A 14772-nucleotide genomic window follows, 5' to 3' on the forward strand; every position below is an offset into this window, starting at 1 on the left:
AACGAAGGTGCCCCCATGACCGAGGAACGGCTCAGTTTTCAAGCCGAGGTCAGCCGTCTGCTCGACATCGTCGCCCACTCGCTCTACAGCGAGAAGGAAGTGTTCCTGCGCGAACTGGTCTCCAACGCGTCGGACGCCTGCGACCGCCTGCGCTACGCGGCGCTGACCCAGCCCGAACTCTCGGCCGACGATCCGAACCTCAAGGTCCGCCTGCTGGTCGACAAGGACGCGCGGACCCTGACCGTCGCCGACAACGGCATCGGCATGAACCGCGAGGATCTGGTCGAGAATCTCGGCACCATCGCCCGCTCCGGCACCGCCGCCTTCATGAAGTCGCTGGAAACCGCCGAGAAGGGTGACGGAAAGAAGGACGTCAACCTGATCGGCCAGTTCGGCGTCGGCTTCTATTCCGCCTTCATGGCCGCCGACAAGGTCACCGTGCTGACCCGCAAGGCCGGCGAGAATCAGGGCTGGCGCTGGGAATCCGACGGCAAGGGCGAGTTCACCATCGCCGAGACCGACGGCCTGCCGCGCGGCACGAAGATCGTCCTGCACCTGCGCACCGGCGACGACGAGTATCTCGACGAGGCTCGCCTGGGCGGCATCGTCCGCAAATATTCCGACCACATCGCTATCCCGATCCTGTTCGGCGAGGGTGACGACGCCAAGGCGCTGAACAGCGCGTCGGCCCTGTGGACCCGGTCGAAGTCGGAGATCACCGCCGACCAGTACAAGGAGTTCTACCACCATGTCGGCCACGCCTTCGACGATCCGTGGCTGACCCTGCACTGGCGGGCCGAAGGGGCGCTGGAATACACCAACCTGCTCTATGTGCCCTCGACCAAGCCGTTCGACCTGTTCGACCCCAAGCGCGCCCACCGGGTGAAGCTGTACGTCAAGCGCGTCTTCATCACCGACGCGGCCGAAGGGCTGATCCCGCCCTACCTGCGCTTCCTGCGCGGCGTGGTCGACAGCGAGGATCTGCCGCTGAACATCAGCCGCGAGATGCTGCAGCACAACCCGATGCTGGCCAAGATCAAGGCCGGCATCACCCGGCGCGTCCTGTCGGAGCTGTCGAAGAAGGCCAAGGACAGCGAGAACGCGGCCGAATACGACAGCTTCTGGGAGAATTTCGGCGCGGTGCTGAAGGAAGGCCTCTATGAGGACTACGAGCACCGAGACGAGCTGCTGAAGCTGCTGCGCTTCCGCACCACCGCCGGCGAGGATCTGGTCTCCCTGGAGCAGTATGTCGCCCGCATGAAGGAGGGCCAGGACGCCATCTACACCATCAGCGGCGACGACATCGACACCCTGCTGCGCAGCCCGCAGCTGGAAGGCTTCAAGGCCAAGGGCGTCGAGGTGCTGCTGCTGACCGACCCGGTGGACGAGTTCTGGATGCCGTCTGTCGGCGTCTATGACGGCAAGCCCTTCAAGTCGGTGACGCGCGGCGGCGCCGATCTCGGCAAGATCAAGGGCGAAGAGGCCGAGAAGCCGGAGGAGAAGGCGCCGGAGGGCGAGCTGACCGACCTGCTGGCCCTGCTGAAGCTGACCCTGTCCGACGCGGTGAAGGATGTCCGCAAGTCCGAACGCCTGACCGACAGCGCCGTCTGTCTGGTCGCCGACGACAACGACATGGACATGCACCTGGAGCGCCTGCTGAAGCAGCACAAGCAGCTGAACGGCGAGGTCGGCAAGCGCATCCTGGAGATCAACCCGTCCCACGCCCTGATCAAGCGTCTGGCCGAACGGGCCAAGGGCAGCGGCGCCACCGACGCGCTGGAGGATGCGGCGTGGCTCCTGCTCGATCAGGCCCGCATCGTCGAAGGCGAAGCCCTGCCCGACCCCGCCGCCTTCGCCCGCCGTCTGGCGAACGCGATGGAGAAGGGGCTGGCGTAACGATCGCCCTGAACAGGAAAATCTGACGGAAAAGCCCTCTCCTCCCCGGAGGAGGGGCTTTTCCGTTCTACCCCCGCCCCACCCGCTGGGGCGGGAAGACCAGCGCCATGGTGGTGCCCTCGTCGCGGCGGCTGACGACGTCCAGGCGGCCGCCATGCAGTTCGATCAGGCGCTTGGTCAGCGGCAATCCCAGGCCGGTGCCGATCTGGCTGCGGGCCAGCGCGCTGTCGACCTGCCCCCAGGGCTCCAGCGCCTTGCCCAGTTCCTCCCCGGTCATGCCGATGCCGGTGTCGCGCACCGACAGCCACAAGGCGCCGTCCGCCGCCATCCGGGCGCCGAGCGTCACCACGCCGTTCGTGGGCGTGAACTTCACCGCGTTCGACAACAGGTTCAGCAGCATCTGGCGCAGCTTGCGTTCGTCCGCGCGCAGCGGCGGCAGGTCCAGCGGCACCTCGGTTGCGATGCTGACGCCGTGGCGCGACGCCCGCTCGGCCAGCAGCCGCGCCGTACCGATCGCCACCCGCACCACGTCCACCGTGCCATCCACCAGTTCCAGCCGGTCGGCGTCGGCCTTGGACAGGTCGAGCAGGTCGTTGATCAGTTCCATCAGGTGCCGGCCGCTCTCGGCGATGTCGCGGGCGTATTCCCGATAGAGCGGGATGGCGTGCGGCCCCAGCACCTCCTGCTCCAGCAGTTCGGCGAAGCCCATCATCGCGGTCAGCGGCGTGCGGATCTCGTGGCTCATGTTGGCGAGGAAGGCGGTCTTGGCCCGGATCGCCTGTTCGGCCTGCCGGCGCGCCTCTTCCAGCTGGCGGGCGCGCAGCTCCGTCTGTTCGGCCGAGCGCGCCATCAGCACGGTCACCGTGCCGACGCCGAGATAGCGGCCCCGCTCCATCACCAGGAATCCCGTCACCAGCGCCGCCGGCTTCAGCCGGGCCAGCTGCCGACCGATCTCCGCCAGCGGCGTCGCCCCTTCGATCAGCAGCGGATGCGGGTCCATCGCGTCGGAGACCAGCGGCATGCAGCCCCCCTCTCCCCCGCCGGCCGGCGGCAGCCGGCCACGCTCCAGCAGCCCGGCGACGCGGCCGTCGCCGTCGACCACCGGCAGGGCGGCAAGCTCCGGCTGGCGCCGGAAACGGGCGAGCGCGGCGGCACACCCCTGGTCAAGGGTCAGCGGCGGCACCGGAACGGCCAGCCCTGCGGCGGTGAAGGCGGGTTCGTCCATGGGCGGCTCCGCCGCAATCATCGGAACAGGAGGTGGGACGGGAGGCGGGACATCGAATGGCGTCATTGCGGCCCCTCCCCCTCCCTATCCGGCATGGTCACGTCCGATACGGCGCCGTCCCGGACTGCACGGCGCTCCATCCGACAAAACCTAGCAGGGGATTATGAGCAATTGGTTTCCGTTCCAACCATCCACTCCCGCTGAACGATAGCCGGAAAGTACTATGGCTTTGGCCGGCAAAGCCTCTTCCGCTCGGCCGTCCGGCAGGGCTGTCGGTGGCCGTGGGTGTTTGAGAATGCGTCCGAAACACAGTATATTGGTCGGATATTCGGGGTGCCGCGAAGGGCCGGCCGGGATGGAACATCCGGTCGGCGTTCGGTGCTGGCGTGCCCGGGGATCAGGGAGACCGGAGGGGCGAACCGTCGCCCGTCGAACAAAGACAGGAACACAGGGGATGTCCATGCCCTCGCGCCTTGAAGAACTGTGCGTGAAGAAGGGATTGAAGATGACCGATCAGCGCCGCGTGATCTCGCGCGTGCTGTCGGAGGCGACGGACCACCCCGATGTGGAGGAAGTGCACCGCCGTGCATCCGCCATCGACCCGCGCATTTCCATCGCCACGGTCTATCGCACGATGCGGCTGTTCGAAGAGGCGCACGTCATCGACCGGCTGGATTTCGGTGACGGCCGTGCGCGCTACGAAGAAACCAGAACCGATCATCACCACCATCTGATCGATGTCGACTCAGGAGAAGTGATCGAGTTCACCAACGATGAAATGGAACGGCTGAAGGAAAGCATCGCGCGCGAACTTGGCTATGACCTGATCGGCCATCGGTTGGAACTGTACGGTGTTCCGCGCAAACGCCGGACTGATAAATCTGAGTCTTAACTGTATGAAGAACTTGTTGGCGATGCGCACAAGGGGTGCCGGCTGACTCTCCCTTCCCCGGAATCTCCACACGCGGGACGGGCGGGTCAGGCGGCCATCGCTTGCGGGGTGCATCGGGTGCCGGTCTGGACCTTGCCGGCCACTGGTCCAAGGTTAGGCGAGGAGCAAACCTCACTGACCGGAACCGGCCGCACCATGGATGATCGTCCCGACAATCGCCAAGACCGACGCCCCGACGCCCGGCCCGAAAGCCCGCCGAGCACGGCCGGGCCGGACATTCCCAAGATCGCAGCCAACGCCGCAGGCTCGGGCCCCGACCCCGTCCTCGAACGGCTGGACCGCCTGTCCGAGCTGCTGATGCGACGCATCGACCGGCTGGAAGAGCGTGTCCGCAGCCTGGAGCAGGACAATGGCGAGATCATCAACCTGCTGATCGCCGTCAAGGCCGGGCTGGAGGAGGCGTCGGGCGACCTGATCGCCCAGCTGGAGGAGGTGGACGACAGCGCCGGGCCGGAGTTCGCATCCGACGACGGGGCGGAGGATGGCGCGGAGGACGGACCGCTCTTCGAGGCGCCCTGCGGCCCCACCATGCTGCATTGATCGGCTTTGCCGGGACCGGCTTGGCCCGGGGGGCATTTGAAAGTCCTTGCCTGCCGCACCGCGCCGGCCGGATAAACATGGTCATGCAAACGACGTCCGTTCCGCCCCGCGGCATCGAGCCCCGGACCAGCCTCACGCCGCCCGCGCCGCTGCTGGCGATGCCACCCGATTCGCCGGCTATCGAGTCATCGATTTTGGGGCCTGCTGGTGTGGCCTTCTTCGACTTCGACGGGACGCTGATCCATGGCGACAGCCTGCCGATGTTCGTCGGCGAGGTGATCGGCCGGCGCCGCGCCGCCCTGGCATTGGCCGATGCCATCCGATCGGCCCTGCACCGCCATGTCCGCGGCCGCGGCCCGGGCTGCGATTTTCCGGGGTCGGTCAAGGCGATCTATCTGAAGCGCACCCTGCGCGGCCTGCCGGTGGCCGACGCGCTGGCCGCGGCGGAGCGGATGGTCCCGCGCGTGCGCTGGCACCAGCCGATGCTCGACGTGCTGAAGGAGCATCGCCGGCAGGGCCGCCGCGTGGTGGTCGCCACCGGCGCGCTCGACCTCTACATGCCGGCGCTGCTGCGCAGGTTGGAGGTGGACGACCTGCTGGCGACGGGCATGGAGGTGGTGGACGGCAGGCTGACCGGCCGGCTCAGCACCGCCAACTGCGTGCGGCTGGACAAGGCGGAACGGGTGACGGGCTGGATCGCCGGCAACGGCCCGGTCGCAGCCACCTGGGGCTATGGCAACCATCCCAGCGACCTGCCGATGCTGGCGCTGATGCACAAGGGCGAAGTGGTCCGTATTCGACGAAGGTCGAACCACAGGTAGCGGCCGTTTACAACCCGTCCACCCACCCGCATACTCCCCTCGTCCATAACAAAAACATGATGGACGGAGGGGGAACGTGGCTTTCAGCATCGAAGCGGACATCCGGATGCCGGGTTACGGCGGGCGCCGCGCCGTGGTCGCCGATGCCGACCGCATCCAGCGCGAGGCACTGGCCGGCCATCTGTCCGGCCGCGGCTTCCAGGTTTCGCAGACCGCCGGTGCGCTGGAGGCCCTGACCCTCATCGGTGCGGAGGCGCCGGTCGTGGCCTTGCTGCCGCTGGATCATGAGGGCGACGAGGGCGACCGCGCCGCGGCACTGGCGGCGATGCTCTATCCGCAGACGCGCATCCTGATGACCGGCCCGCGCATGCCGAACCTGCCCTTCCCCATCCTGCCCCGCCCGGTCGATCTGACCGCGCTCGACCGCTGGCTGGACGAGGCGACGCCCTAAAAGCCGGACAGCCTAAAAGCTCCGCACGCGCTCCAGCTTCTGCGGGTTTGCGACCTGATAGACCCGCAGGATGCGACCATCGGCAACATCGAAGGCCAGCACGCTGCGGAACGACCCGCCCAGCTCGGCCAGCAACCCCGGCCCGCCATTGACCCGCACCGGTACGAATCGGAAGCCGAGGGCGCGCTTGCGCTGGACGCCGATCAGGAAGCGGGCGATGCGGTCGGCGCCGAACAGCGGGTTGACCGCCGTCCGCACCATCCCGCCGCCATCGCTCAGCCACTGGGCGTCGTCCGACAGCAGGGCGACGATGGCGGCATAGTCGCGCCGCACGCTGGCCTCGGCGAAGGCGGCAGCCAGACGGCGTCCGGCATCCGGATCGGCCATCGCGGCGGACGGCTCGGCCATGCGGGCGCGGGCGCGCCGCATGATCTGGCGGCAGGCCTCGACCGACTTGCCCAGCATCGCCGCGATTTCCGCGTAATCCAAATCCATCGCCTCGCGCAGGACGAAGACCGCCCGCTGGTCCGGCGCCAGCCGTTCCAGCAGCAGGAGCATCGCCAGCGGCACCGACTCGGACTCCGAACCGTCCTCCGACCCGTCCTCCCAATCGGCGACCTCGGGCTCGGGCAGCCACAGCCCGTAATAACGTTCCCGCGCCACCCGGGCGGAGCGCAGCCGGTCGAGCGCCAGCCGCGTCACCAGCGTCGTCAGAAAGGCGGGGGCCGACCCGACGCTGCCGGGCGCCACCGCGGACCAGCGCAGCCAGGCGTCCTGCAGCGTGTCCTCCGCCTCCGCCACCGAACCGAGCAGCCGGTAGGCCAGGGCGCGCAGCCGTGCCCGCTCGCCCGCAAAGGCGGCGAGCGCGGTGTCCGGGTCGGCCAGCGCCGTCACGCCGCCATCCCGACGGCGGTGCCCTCGATATGCTGGGCGATACCGATGCGGTTCCAGGCGTTGATCTGCGCCGCCGTCACGGTCAGTTGGGCAATCTGCTCGGCGCTGAAATGGCGTTGCAGCGCCCGGTAGGCTTCGTCGATGCGGTCATGCTGGGTGCGGGTCAGCACCTCGGCCCAGGCGAAGGCGGCGCGCTCGTCCGGCAGGAACAGGTCCGACCGCTCCCACCCGGCAAGGGCGGCGATGCGCTGGTCGGACTGGCCGTCATGGCGGGCTTCCTTGGTATGCAGGTCGATGCAATAGGTGCAGCCGTTGATCTGCGACACGCGCAGGTCGATCAGGTGGACCAGCCCGGTCGGCAGGCCGCTGCCGCGGATGGCCTTGGCGGTGGCGAAGAGCGTGGCGTAAAGGGACGGGGCATCGGCGGCGACGGTGAAACGGAAAGCCATGGTGTTCATCCTCATCTGGAGTGTCTTCACCCCCATGACGGGGCGCACATCTCCAGCGTGACGCATGGCTGCCTTGCGCTTGGCTCAAGCGCGCACCTCAGGCGTCGCCGAGCAGCCCCACCGCCTCGCGCAGGATGGCGATCTTGGCGGCGAACCGGCCCTCGGGATCGCTCTCGCCGATCAGCTGGATCATGATCCCGAGCGCATGGGCGACGCGCGGCGCCATGCCCGGCCGCTCGCGCACGCGGACGGCAAGCTCGGCCAGCGCCGGCCGGTAGGGACGCCCTTCGAACCCGTCGGTGGCGATCGACTCGAATTGGTTGGCAAGGTCGAGGATCTCGCGGTTGTCGGTCATGCTCTATCCAACAGCCTCAGACGAACAGCATGGCGCCGCCGCCCGGCGCCTCGTTGAGGAAGGTGACGACGCCGCCGGTGGCGACCGGAACATCCGCGCGCAGCGAAACGCCCGGCGGCAACCCCAGCGCGCGCAGCCCCATCTCGCAGGCCATCACCGTGACGCCCATGGCGACGCAGGCCTCCAGCAATTCCTCGAAGGTGGCGAGGCCGTGGGTGGCGAAATACCGGTCGCGCGCCACCGGCGTGCTGCCGTCGTCGGCCGGGTCCAGGTCGTGCCAGCCCAGCACCCCCGGCTCCGTCTCATGCACCAGGGCACGCAGGGCGCGGCCGGTGAAGAACAGCGTGACCTTGCGGTTGGTGGCCGCAGCGGCGCTGGCCATCACCAGCGCGTAATGGACGCGGTCGAAGCCGCCGGCGAATAAGACGATGGACAGGGCCGACGTGCCGCCGGCTCCCGTCGCCGGTATTGGGTTGGGCATGGTTTCAGGCAGGGCAGTGGACATGGTGGCCGCCTCCCGTCGTTGCCGTGGCGCCCGTCAATGGGCGGAGAGGTCGTGGATCGTCGGATGATCGCCGCAAAGCGCGCAGTCGGGATCCCGCTTGATGGAGATGCGCTGATAGGACGCATAGAGCGTGTCCATCATCAGCAGGCTGCCCGACAGGCTCTCGCCCAGCCCCAGCAGTTCCTTCAGCACCTCCGTCGCCTGCAGCGAGCCGACGGAGCCGGCCAGCGCCCCGAGCACCCCGCCTTCCGAGCAGGACGGCACGGTGCCGCGCGGCGGCGGCTCGGGGAACAGGCAGCGATAGCAGGGGTGCGGCGCGCCCAGATGCGCCTTGAAGGTGGTCAGTTGCCCGTCGAATCGCAGGATCGCCGCCGACACCAGCGTCTTGCCGGCCAGGAAGCAGGCGTCGTTCAGCAGAAAGCGCGTGGCGAAATTGTCCGATCCGTCGGCGACCAGATCATAGCCGGCGATCAGCTCCATCGCGTTGTCGCGGCTGATTCGCGTCCGGTGCGTCTCCACCCGGACGTCGGGGTTCAGCGCCCGGATGCGGGCGGCGGCGCTGTCCACCTTGGCGCGGCCGAGCGACGACTCGTCGTGGATCACCTGCCGCTGCAGGTTCGACAGGTCGACGGTGTCGTCGTCGACGATGCCGATGGTGCCGACGCCGGCCGCCGCCAGATAGAGCAGCAGGGGCGCGCCCAGGCCGCCGGCACCGACGACCAGCACCTTGGAACGCAACAGCTTTTCCTGGCCGATGCCGCCGACTTCCGGCAGCACGATGTGGCGGGAATAGCGGTGAAGCTGGGTATCCGTGAAGTCCATGGCCCGCAGCATAGCGCAAGGACGGGCCGTTGCAGCAACATTCGATGCCGCGTTTTCCGCAAGCCGGCAGTGCCGCCGGTCAGGACCCGGTCCCGTTATGCTTTGGTTGAAGTGGTCGTGGGCTTCGCTTCCGATGCCCACTGGCGCAGCCGGTCCTGACGTTCGCGCAGAGTCTTCTGGATGGCGCTTTCCTGGTTGAGGCCGCTGTCCGACAGGTCCGGATTGCGCGGGACGAAGCTCAGCCGGAAATCCGTCGGGCTCTTCAGGCTGGACGGCGGCACCACCACCATCGAATATTGGCCGGGTTCCAGCTTGTAGGTCGGCTTCTGCAGAAAGTTCTGCTCCGCATCGGTCTTGCCCGAGTCGCTGGCGGCCACCACCTTGCCGTCCTTGTCCATCATCGCCCAGCGTGTGTTGGCCAGCGAGATGTCGGCGGTGAAGGTGCCGCCCTGCACGACGTTGAAGGTGTGCTTCTGGACGCCGGTGTCGCCGTTCCCCGGCGGCTGTGCGGTGCCCTTCAAGGTCGCGCCGCCGCCGGTCACCAGGACGTTCTGCCGTTCCGTGACGTCCATCGAATAGTCGCGCACGCCGGCCGTACGGTTGGCCTGCGAAAAGGTCGCGGTGTAGGTGCCGGGTCCCAGCCGCGCGCTGGCGTCCGCCGCCGATTCCTTCGACCGGATGGTGGTCACCACCTCGTTCCGGTCGTTGCGGATCTCGACGTTGGTGAAGGTGTCGTTGATCTTGAAATTGAACTCGCCGGACTTGCTGACCGTGAAGGTCTGGCTATCGGCGTTGGCCCCGTCCGAACCGATCTTGGTCGTCTTCCCCTTGAACTGGGAGAAGGCGCTGCTCGACAGGTTCGGAACGTAGGTGGCGGCGGTAATATCCGTCATGGCGGTCACTCCCCGGCGGCACGGACGGAAACGGCGGTGCGGTCACCCGGAAGATTAGCCGAAACGGCGAAATCCGTCAAATTTCGGGCCGGAATTTCGCCGCCAAGCTGCGAACCGAAGCTGCGGGTGGGGGCAAAGATCACCCCCACCCGCATTGATGCGCCTTTATTCCAGCCCTTCGAACAGGGCGGTCGACAGGTAGCGTTCGGCGAAGGACGGCAGGATCACGACGATCTGCTTGCCCGCATTCTCCGCACGGGCGCCGATCTCCAGCGCCGCCGCCAGCGCCGCGCCGGACGAGATGCCGACCGGCACGCCTTCCAGGCGGGCGACGTTGCGGGCGGTCTCGAAGGCGCGCTGGTTGGAGATGCGCACCACCTCGTCGATCAGCTCCTTCTTCAGGATGTCGGGCACGAAGCCGGCCCCGATGCCCTGGATCTTGTGCGGGCCGGGCATGCCGCCGGACAGGACGGGGCTGTCTTCCGGCTCGACCGCCACCGCCTTGAAGGAGGGCTTGCGCGCCTTGATGACCTCGGCGGTGCCGGTCAGCGTGCCGCCGGTGCCGACGCCGGAGATCAGGAAATCGACCTGACCGTCGGTATCCTTCCAGATCTCCTCCGCCGTGGTGGCGCGGTGGACGGCCGGGTTGGCGGCGTTCTTGAACTGCTGCAGCAGATAGGCGTTCGGGTCGGCGGCCAGGATCTCCTCCGCCTTGCGGATAGCGCCCTTCATGCCTTCCGCCGCCGGGGTCAGCACCAGCTCGGCGCCCAGCAGCTTCAGCATCTTGCGCCGCTCTACCGACATGCTTTCCGGCATGGTCAGGATCAGCTTGTAGCCCTTGGCGGCGGCGACGAAGGCCAGCGCGATGCCGGTGTTGCCGGAGGTGGGTTCGACCAGCGTCGTGCGGCCGGGGGCGATGGTACCGGCGGCCTCGGCGGCCTCGATCATGGCGCGGCCGATGCGATCCTTGACGCTGGCGAGCGGGTTGAAGAACTCCAGCTTGCCGATGATCTGGGCCTTCACCCCCGCCTCGGCGGCGAGGCGGTCCAGCCGCACCAGCGGCGTGGCACCGATCGTGTCGAGGATGCTGTCGTAGATCTTGCCGCGGAACTCCGGTGCAGCCATGATTCCACCTCTGAGATTTGTGTTATAAGTGAGTTCAACACCCCAGGCGGAGCATTATCCAGCACAGGGGCACTGTCAAACGGCAAGTGTGGCGAACGGCAAGTGGGGTGCCCCGGCCGTCCGCACCAGCCTATGCCGACCCCGTCAGCCCGACCAGATCAGATGGTGAAGTCGATCCGGTCCTCGGTCTCGCTCTCCACCCCGGCGCGGCGGGCGCGCATGCACAGATCCTCGATGGTGATGGTGTCGAGCTTCGCCATGCACTCTTCCTGCAGTTCACCCCACAGCGGGCGCACCACCTGATGGCCCAGCACGGAACCGGCCGGCTCTTCGATCGGGTCGGTGGCGGTCTCCATCGCGCGGACGACCTTGACGATCTCGCCCAGCGTGATCCGCCGCCGCTCGCGCGCCAGCCGGTAGCCGCCGCGCGGGCCCCGCACACCGGCCAGCACGCCTTCACGCACCAGCTGCTGCAGCACCTGTTCCAGATAACGCTTCGGGATGCCCTGGCGCCGGGTGATCTCCCCCGACTGCACCGGCTCGGTGCCCGCGTTGTAGGCGATGTCGAGGACCGCCTCGATGGCGAACATCAGCTTCTTGGAGATGCGGAGCATCACGAAAGACTCCCGGTGATCTGTCCATGGGCGGCCCGGCGGTGGAAAACCGCCTTCTCTCCCATTCCCGCCTGTTGGTTAAGAACCGTTTTACATCGCAAATGCGGTAATTCTCAACAGGATTTGTCGCAGACAGATTCGGGAAAATGCGCCTCACCCCACCGGAGCCCAGGCCACCTGCCCCAGATCCTCGCGGAAGGCGAAGCGCTTCAGGTGGTCGATCACCACCCCCTGCATGCGCTCCATCTGCCCGGAGTCCTCCACCTCCAGGGTCAGCGTCAGTCCCGCGTCGTCGGCCGCCATGCGGCAGCGGCTGTCGGGTCCGAAGGGGACGAGGCCCTGGGTCTCGTCATAAACGACCTCGAACTTGTGCGCCCAGTGCTTGCACAGCTGGGTCATGTAGCGGCGCCCGTTCGGCGTTACGATGCGCGCGGTCGATGCGGCCATGGTCATCGTCTCCTGTCCGGTCAGATGCGCTCGACGCTGCGGGCGGCGTTGTCGATGATGTCGGCGATGGCCTGGGTCTGCTCCGTCGTCAGGTCGCCGCGCGACAGGCGCATGCGCAGGGCCATCTTGAAGTTCTCGACGGCGCGGACGATCTGCGGCGACGATTCACGCTGGCGACAGGCCTTCGCATGGGCGATGCGTTCGCGCACCGCCACCACGGTCGGTTCCGCCGCCGCCAGCGCCGCAGTGCCGTCCGGCGTGATCTCGTAGAGCTTCTTGTTGCCTTCGGTGGCGCCGACGCGGATGTGGCCCTGCTCCTCCAGCAGAGTCAGGGTCGGGTAGACGACGCCGGGGCTGGGGCTGTAGGCGCCACCGACCATCTCCTCGATCGTCTTGATCAGGTCGTAGCCGGAGCGCGGCTTCTCCGCGATCAGCCACAGCAGGACCAGGCGCAGGTCGCCATGGTCGAAGATGCGCCGCTCGCCCCGGCCGCCTTTCCCATGGCCGCCCCAGCCTTCCCAGCCGCCGCGATGGCCGTGGCGCCCGTGCCGGCCGCGTCCCTCCGGAGCCTCGTCTTCGAATTCCGGACGCGAGAAGCGGCGGCCGTGATTGTGAAACAGGTGCCGAAACATGGAACCCTCTCTTGATGCAGTTTCGATATAACGAAAACTTAGATATATCGAAACTCGCTCTCAGACAAGAGGGATCGTTCGGGCAGGCGTTCGTACCCCCGGACAAATTGCGTTCGCCTGCAAATCTCTGTCGCCCGCCCGGCCGAAGGGGCTATAACCGACGCCCTGGCATTGCTATCGCGCGTGTGTGTCCTCATGCCTCTTCGGATCGAGACCTTTTCCAACGTCACCGGCGGCTCCAGCTTCTTCAAGGCGGTGGGCCATCCGCTGGCGGCGCCCAAGGCCGCGATCCTGATCGCACGGTTGGCTTCCTTCGGCCCGGTGGCGGTCTATGACCCGCTGGGCCTGCTGTCGGGTCTGGCGGAGTTCTATGACCTGTCGTCGATCGACATCGGCGGCATCTATGTCCAGGACGTGGAGCAGGTGGGCCGCGAGGTGTTCGGCCACGTCGCCCGCCCGGTGACCGACCTGCCGTCCAGCGGCGCCCGCACCGTCTTCATCGTCGCCTTCGATTCCCAGCGGCTGGAAGGCCACATCGCGCACCTGATCCCGAAGCAGGCCGGCGTCGTCTCGCTCGACGCCATGCGCGTGCCGGAGGACATGCTGAACGACCCCGGCCATTACCTGTCGAAGTTCAACTGGGCGACCAACTTCGCCTGGTTCCGCGACGGCAACGGCCACCACACCCGCGTGGTGTCGGCCAATTACTGGCCGCGCTACGGCGCCAAGGGCACCCGGCTGTGGGCCTGCCTGTTCGACGGCGAGGGCCGCCCCATCGCCGACTGGACGGAGCCGATGCCGCCGACCGACGGCACGGTGGTGATCGACAGCCGGCAGGTGCGCGAGCGCTTCAACCTGTCCGACTTCTGCGGCTCACTGTTCCTGCACGTCATCGGCGCCGCCGGGCATGACGTGGTCAAATACGCGCTCGACACCTATGGCGACGACGACACGGTGCTGTCCTGCACCCACGACGCCAACGCCTGGCCGGCCGACCTCTATGCCGGCCTGCCCGCCCCGCGCGAGGGCGAGCGGGTGACCTTGTGGATCCAGAACAGCCACCCGACGCCGATCCCGGCCGGCGCCGTCGGCCTGAACCTGATGGGCTCGGCCGACATCCGCAGGCTCGACCAGGCGGTCCCGGCCTTCGCCACCGTCGAGCTGGACGTCGCCGGCCTGTTCCCCGAAGCGCGCTGGCCGCAGCAGTTCGAGGTGCAGGCCGGCAAGCATTTCGTCCGCCCGCGCTACGAGATCGTCGCCGCCGACGGCCGCCGCCGCATGGCCCATGCCAATGTCGAGCGCACCGACCTGAAGCCCGACCCCAAGTTGCCGCAACTGACCGGTGGCGCCATGGACAAGGGCGTGGTGGGCAAGGGCCACATCCTGCCGGCGCCGCTGCTGCCGATGGGCCGCTGGCGCACCATCCTGCTGCCGACGCCGATGAGCACGGCGCAGACCGAGTTGCCGGTGAAGGCCGTCGTCTACGACCGCAACGGCGTCGAGATCGCCGAACACCACTTCGGCAACCTCAAGCGGTCCGACAGCGTGGCGCTGGACGTCACCGGGCTGGTCGCGGACAAAAGCGTCGTCGACGGCTGGGGCCATGTCGAACTGGTCTATGATTTCGAAGCCGGAACGATCGCCGACGGCTGGCTGCACGCGCTGGTCCGTTACGAGGACGTAACGACCGGCCATGTTGCGGAGACCAGCTTCGGCAGCCATATGTTCAACATGGCGATGGTCTATCGCGACGAACCGCAGAGCTACCATGGCCGCCCGCCCGGCCTGTCGACCCGCCTGTTCCTGCGGCTGGGCACCGACCCGTGGGACACGCTCTGCCACCTCGTCTACCCTGCCTCGACCCGGTGGCATGCCACGTCCGACACCAGCCTGATCCTGGTGCGGCGCGACGGTGTCGAAGTGGCGCGCAAGCGGCTGGCGATCCCCTGCGGCGGCTCGCGCTTCTGGCGCTATCACGAGATGTTTTCGGAAGCGGAACGGCTGGCGGCGGGCGAGCATGCCTATGTGCTGATCCGCGACACCACCTGCCGCCTGTTCGGCTACCATGGCTGCCTTGCTGCCGGTGACAGCGCCTTCAGCCTCGACCATATGTTCGGTTTCTAGAGCCGTTCCAATCGCAAATCTGCGGGA

17 protein-coding genes are annotated in these 14772 nt (G+C 67.6%); 6 read left to right on the forward strand and 11 right to left on the reverse strand.

Annotated features, from left to right (window positions below):
• The first annotated feature begins 15 nt into the window (after window positions 1-15).
• Window positions 16-1896, forward strand: a complete 1881-nt coding sequence (htpG, locus tag FZ938_RS00535) for a molecular chaperone HtpG (protein ID WP_149196778.1) — start codon at window positions 16-18, stop codon at window positions 1894-1896.
• Window positions 1897-1963: 67 nt separating this feature from the next.
• On the opposite strand, the gene FZ938_RS00540 is transcribed toward htpG, so the two are convergent.
• Window positions 1964-3121, reverse strand: coding sequence for an ATP-binding protein (locus tag FZ938_RS00540; protein WP_246457564.1), 1158 nt, complete (start codon window positions 3119-3121; stop codon window positions 1964-1966).
• A gap of 460 nt (window positions 3122-3581) precedes the next feature.
• Here FZ938_RS00540 and FZ938_RS00545 point away from each other — a divergent pair, with 460 nt between their 5' ends.
• From FZ938_RS00545 to FZ938_RS00560, 4 genes are all read left to right on the forward strand, one after another.
• Window positions 3582-4013 carry a Fur family transcriptional regulator gene (locus FZ938_RS00545; protein ID WP_085090580.1) on the forward strand — a complete coding sequence of 144 codons (432 nt, stop codon included), beginning with the start codon at window positions 3582-3584 and terminating at the stop codon, window positions 4011-4013.
• Between the two features lie 195 nt (window positions 4014-4208).
• A complete protein-coding gene (locus FZ938_RS00550) occupies window positions 4209-4613 on the forward strand; it encodes a hypothetical protein (protein ID WP_149196780.1) in 405 nt (134 codons plus the stop codon).
• Between the two features lie 209 nt (window positions 4614-4822).
• Window positions 4823-5434: an HAD family hydrolase gene (locus tag FZ938_RS00555; protein ID WP_246457567.1), complete on the forward strand. Its 612-nt coding sequence runs from the start codon at window positions 4823-4825 to the stop codon at window positions 5432-5434.
• 76 nt (window positions 5435-5510) lie between these two features.
• Window positions 5511-5885 (forward strand): response regulator, encoded by a 375-nt coding sequence (locus FZ938_RS00560; RefSeq protein WP_149196782.1) that lies wholly within the window; start codon window positions 5511-5513, stop codon window positions 5883-5885.
• 12 nt (window positions 5886-5897) lie between these two features.
• Here FZ938_RS00560 and sigJ read toward each other — a convergent pair whose 3' ends face one another.
• The 10 genes from sigJ to FZ938_RS00610 all read right to left on the reverse strand — a co-directional run bounded on the left by sigJ (window position 5898) and on the right by FZ938_RS00610 (window position 12621).
• Window positions 5898-6779, reverse strand: coding sequence for an RNA polymerase sigma factor SigJ (gene sigJ, locus FZ938_RS00565; RefSeq protein ID WP_149196783.1), 882 nt, complete (start codon window positions 6777-6779; stop codon window positions 5898-5900).
• A complete protein-coding gene (locus tag FZ938_RS00570) occupies window positions 6776-7228 on the reverse strand; it encodes a carboxymuconolactone decarboxylase family protein (RefSeq protein ID WP_149196784.1) in 453 nt (150 codons plus the stop codon). The genes sigJ and FZ938_RS00570 overlap by 4 nt, the downstream gene beginning before the upstream one ends.
• 97 nt (window positions 7229-7325) lie before the next feature.
• Window positions 7326-7583, reverse strand: a complete 258-nt coding sequence (locus FZ938_RS00575; protein WP_149196785.1) for a hypothetical protein — start codon at window positions 7581-7583, stop codon at window positions 7326-7328.
• 16 nt (window positions 7584-7599) lie between these two features.
• Entirely contained in the window at window positions 7600-8064 is a 465-nt protein-coding gene (locus FZ938_RS00580) for a DsrE family protein (protein WP_149197635.1), read from the reverse strand.
• A gap of 57 nt (window positions 8065-8121) precedes the next feature.
• Window positions 8122-8910, reverse strand: coding sequence for a HesA/MoeB/ThiF family protein (locus FZ938_RS00585; protein WP_174757345.1), 789 nt, complete (start codon window positions 8908-8910; stop codon window positions 8122-8124).
• A 95-nt stretch (window positions 8911-9005) separates the two neighbouring features.
• The gene (locus FZ938_RS00590) at window positions 9006-9803 is read right to left on the reverse strand and encodes a hypothetical protein (RefSeq protein ID WP_149196787.1); all 798 of its coding nucleotides are present in this window, start codon (window positions 9801-9803) and stop codon (window positions 9006-9008) included.
• Window positions 9804-9968: 165 nt separating this feature from the next.
• Window positions 9969-10928: a cysteine synthase A gene (cysK, locus tag FZ938_RS00595; protein ID WP_149196788.1), complete on the reverse strand. Its 960-nt coding sequence runs from the start codon at window positions 10926-10928 to the stop codon at window positions 9969-9971.
• A 158-nt stretch (window positions 10929-11086) separates the two neighbouring features.
• Window positions 11087-11542 carry an RrF2 family transcriptional regulator gene (locus FZ938_RS00600; protein WP_042701959.1) on the reverse strand — a complete coding sequence of 152 codons (456 nt, stop codon included), beginning with the start codon at window positions 11540-11542 and terminating at the stop codon, window positions 11087-11089.
• 153 nt (window positions 11543-11695) lie between these two features.
• Window positions 11696-11989, reverse strand: coding sequence for a DUF2218 domain-containing protein (locus FZ938_RS00605; protein WP_149196789.1), 294 nt, complete (start codon window positions 11987-11989; stop codon window positions 11696-11698).
• Between the two features lie 20 nt (window positions 11990-12009).
• The gene (locus FZ938_RS00610; RefSeq protein ID WP_149196790.1) at window positions 12010-12621 is read right to left on the reverse strand and encodes a PadR family transcriptional regulator; all 612 of its coding nucleotides are present in this window, start codon (window positions 12619-12621) and stop codon (window positions 12010-12012) included.
• 195 nt (window positions 12622-12816) lie between these two features.
• On the opposite strand from FZ938_RS00610, the gene FZ938_RS00615 reads away from it, so the two are divergent.
• Window positions 12817-14745 (forward strand): hypothetical protein, encoded by a 1929-nt coding sequence (locus FZ938_RS00615; RefSeq protein WP_149196791.1) that lies wholly within the window; start codon window positions 12817-12819, stop codon window positions 14743-14745.
• Window positions 14746-14772 lie beyond the last annotated feature (27 nt).

The sequence above is a fragment of the Azospirillum oryzae genome (assembly GCF_008364795.1).
GTDB lineage: Bacteria > Pseudomonadota > Alphaproteobacteria > Azospirillales > Azospirillaceae > Azospirillum > Azospirillum oryzae.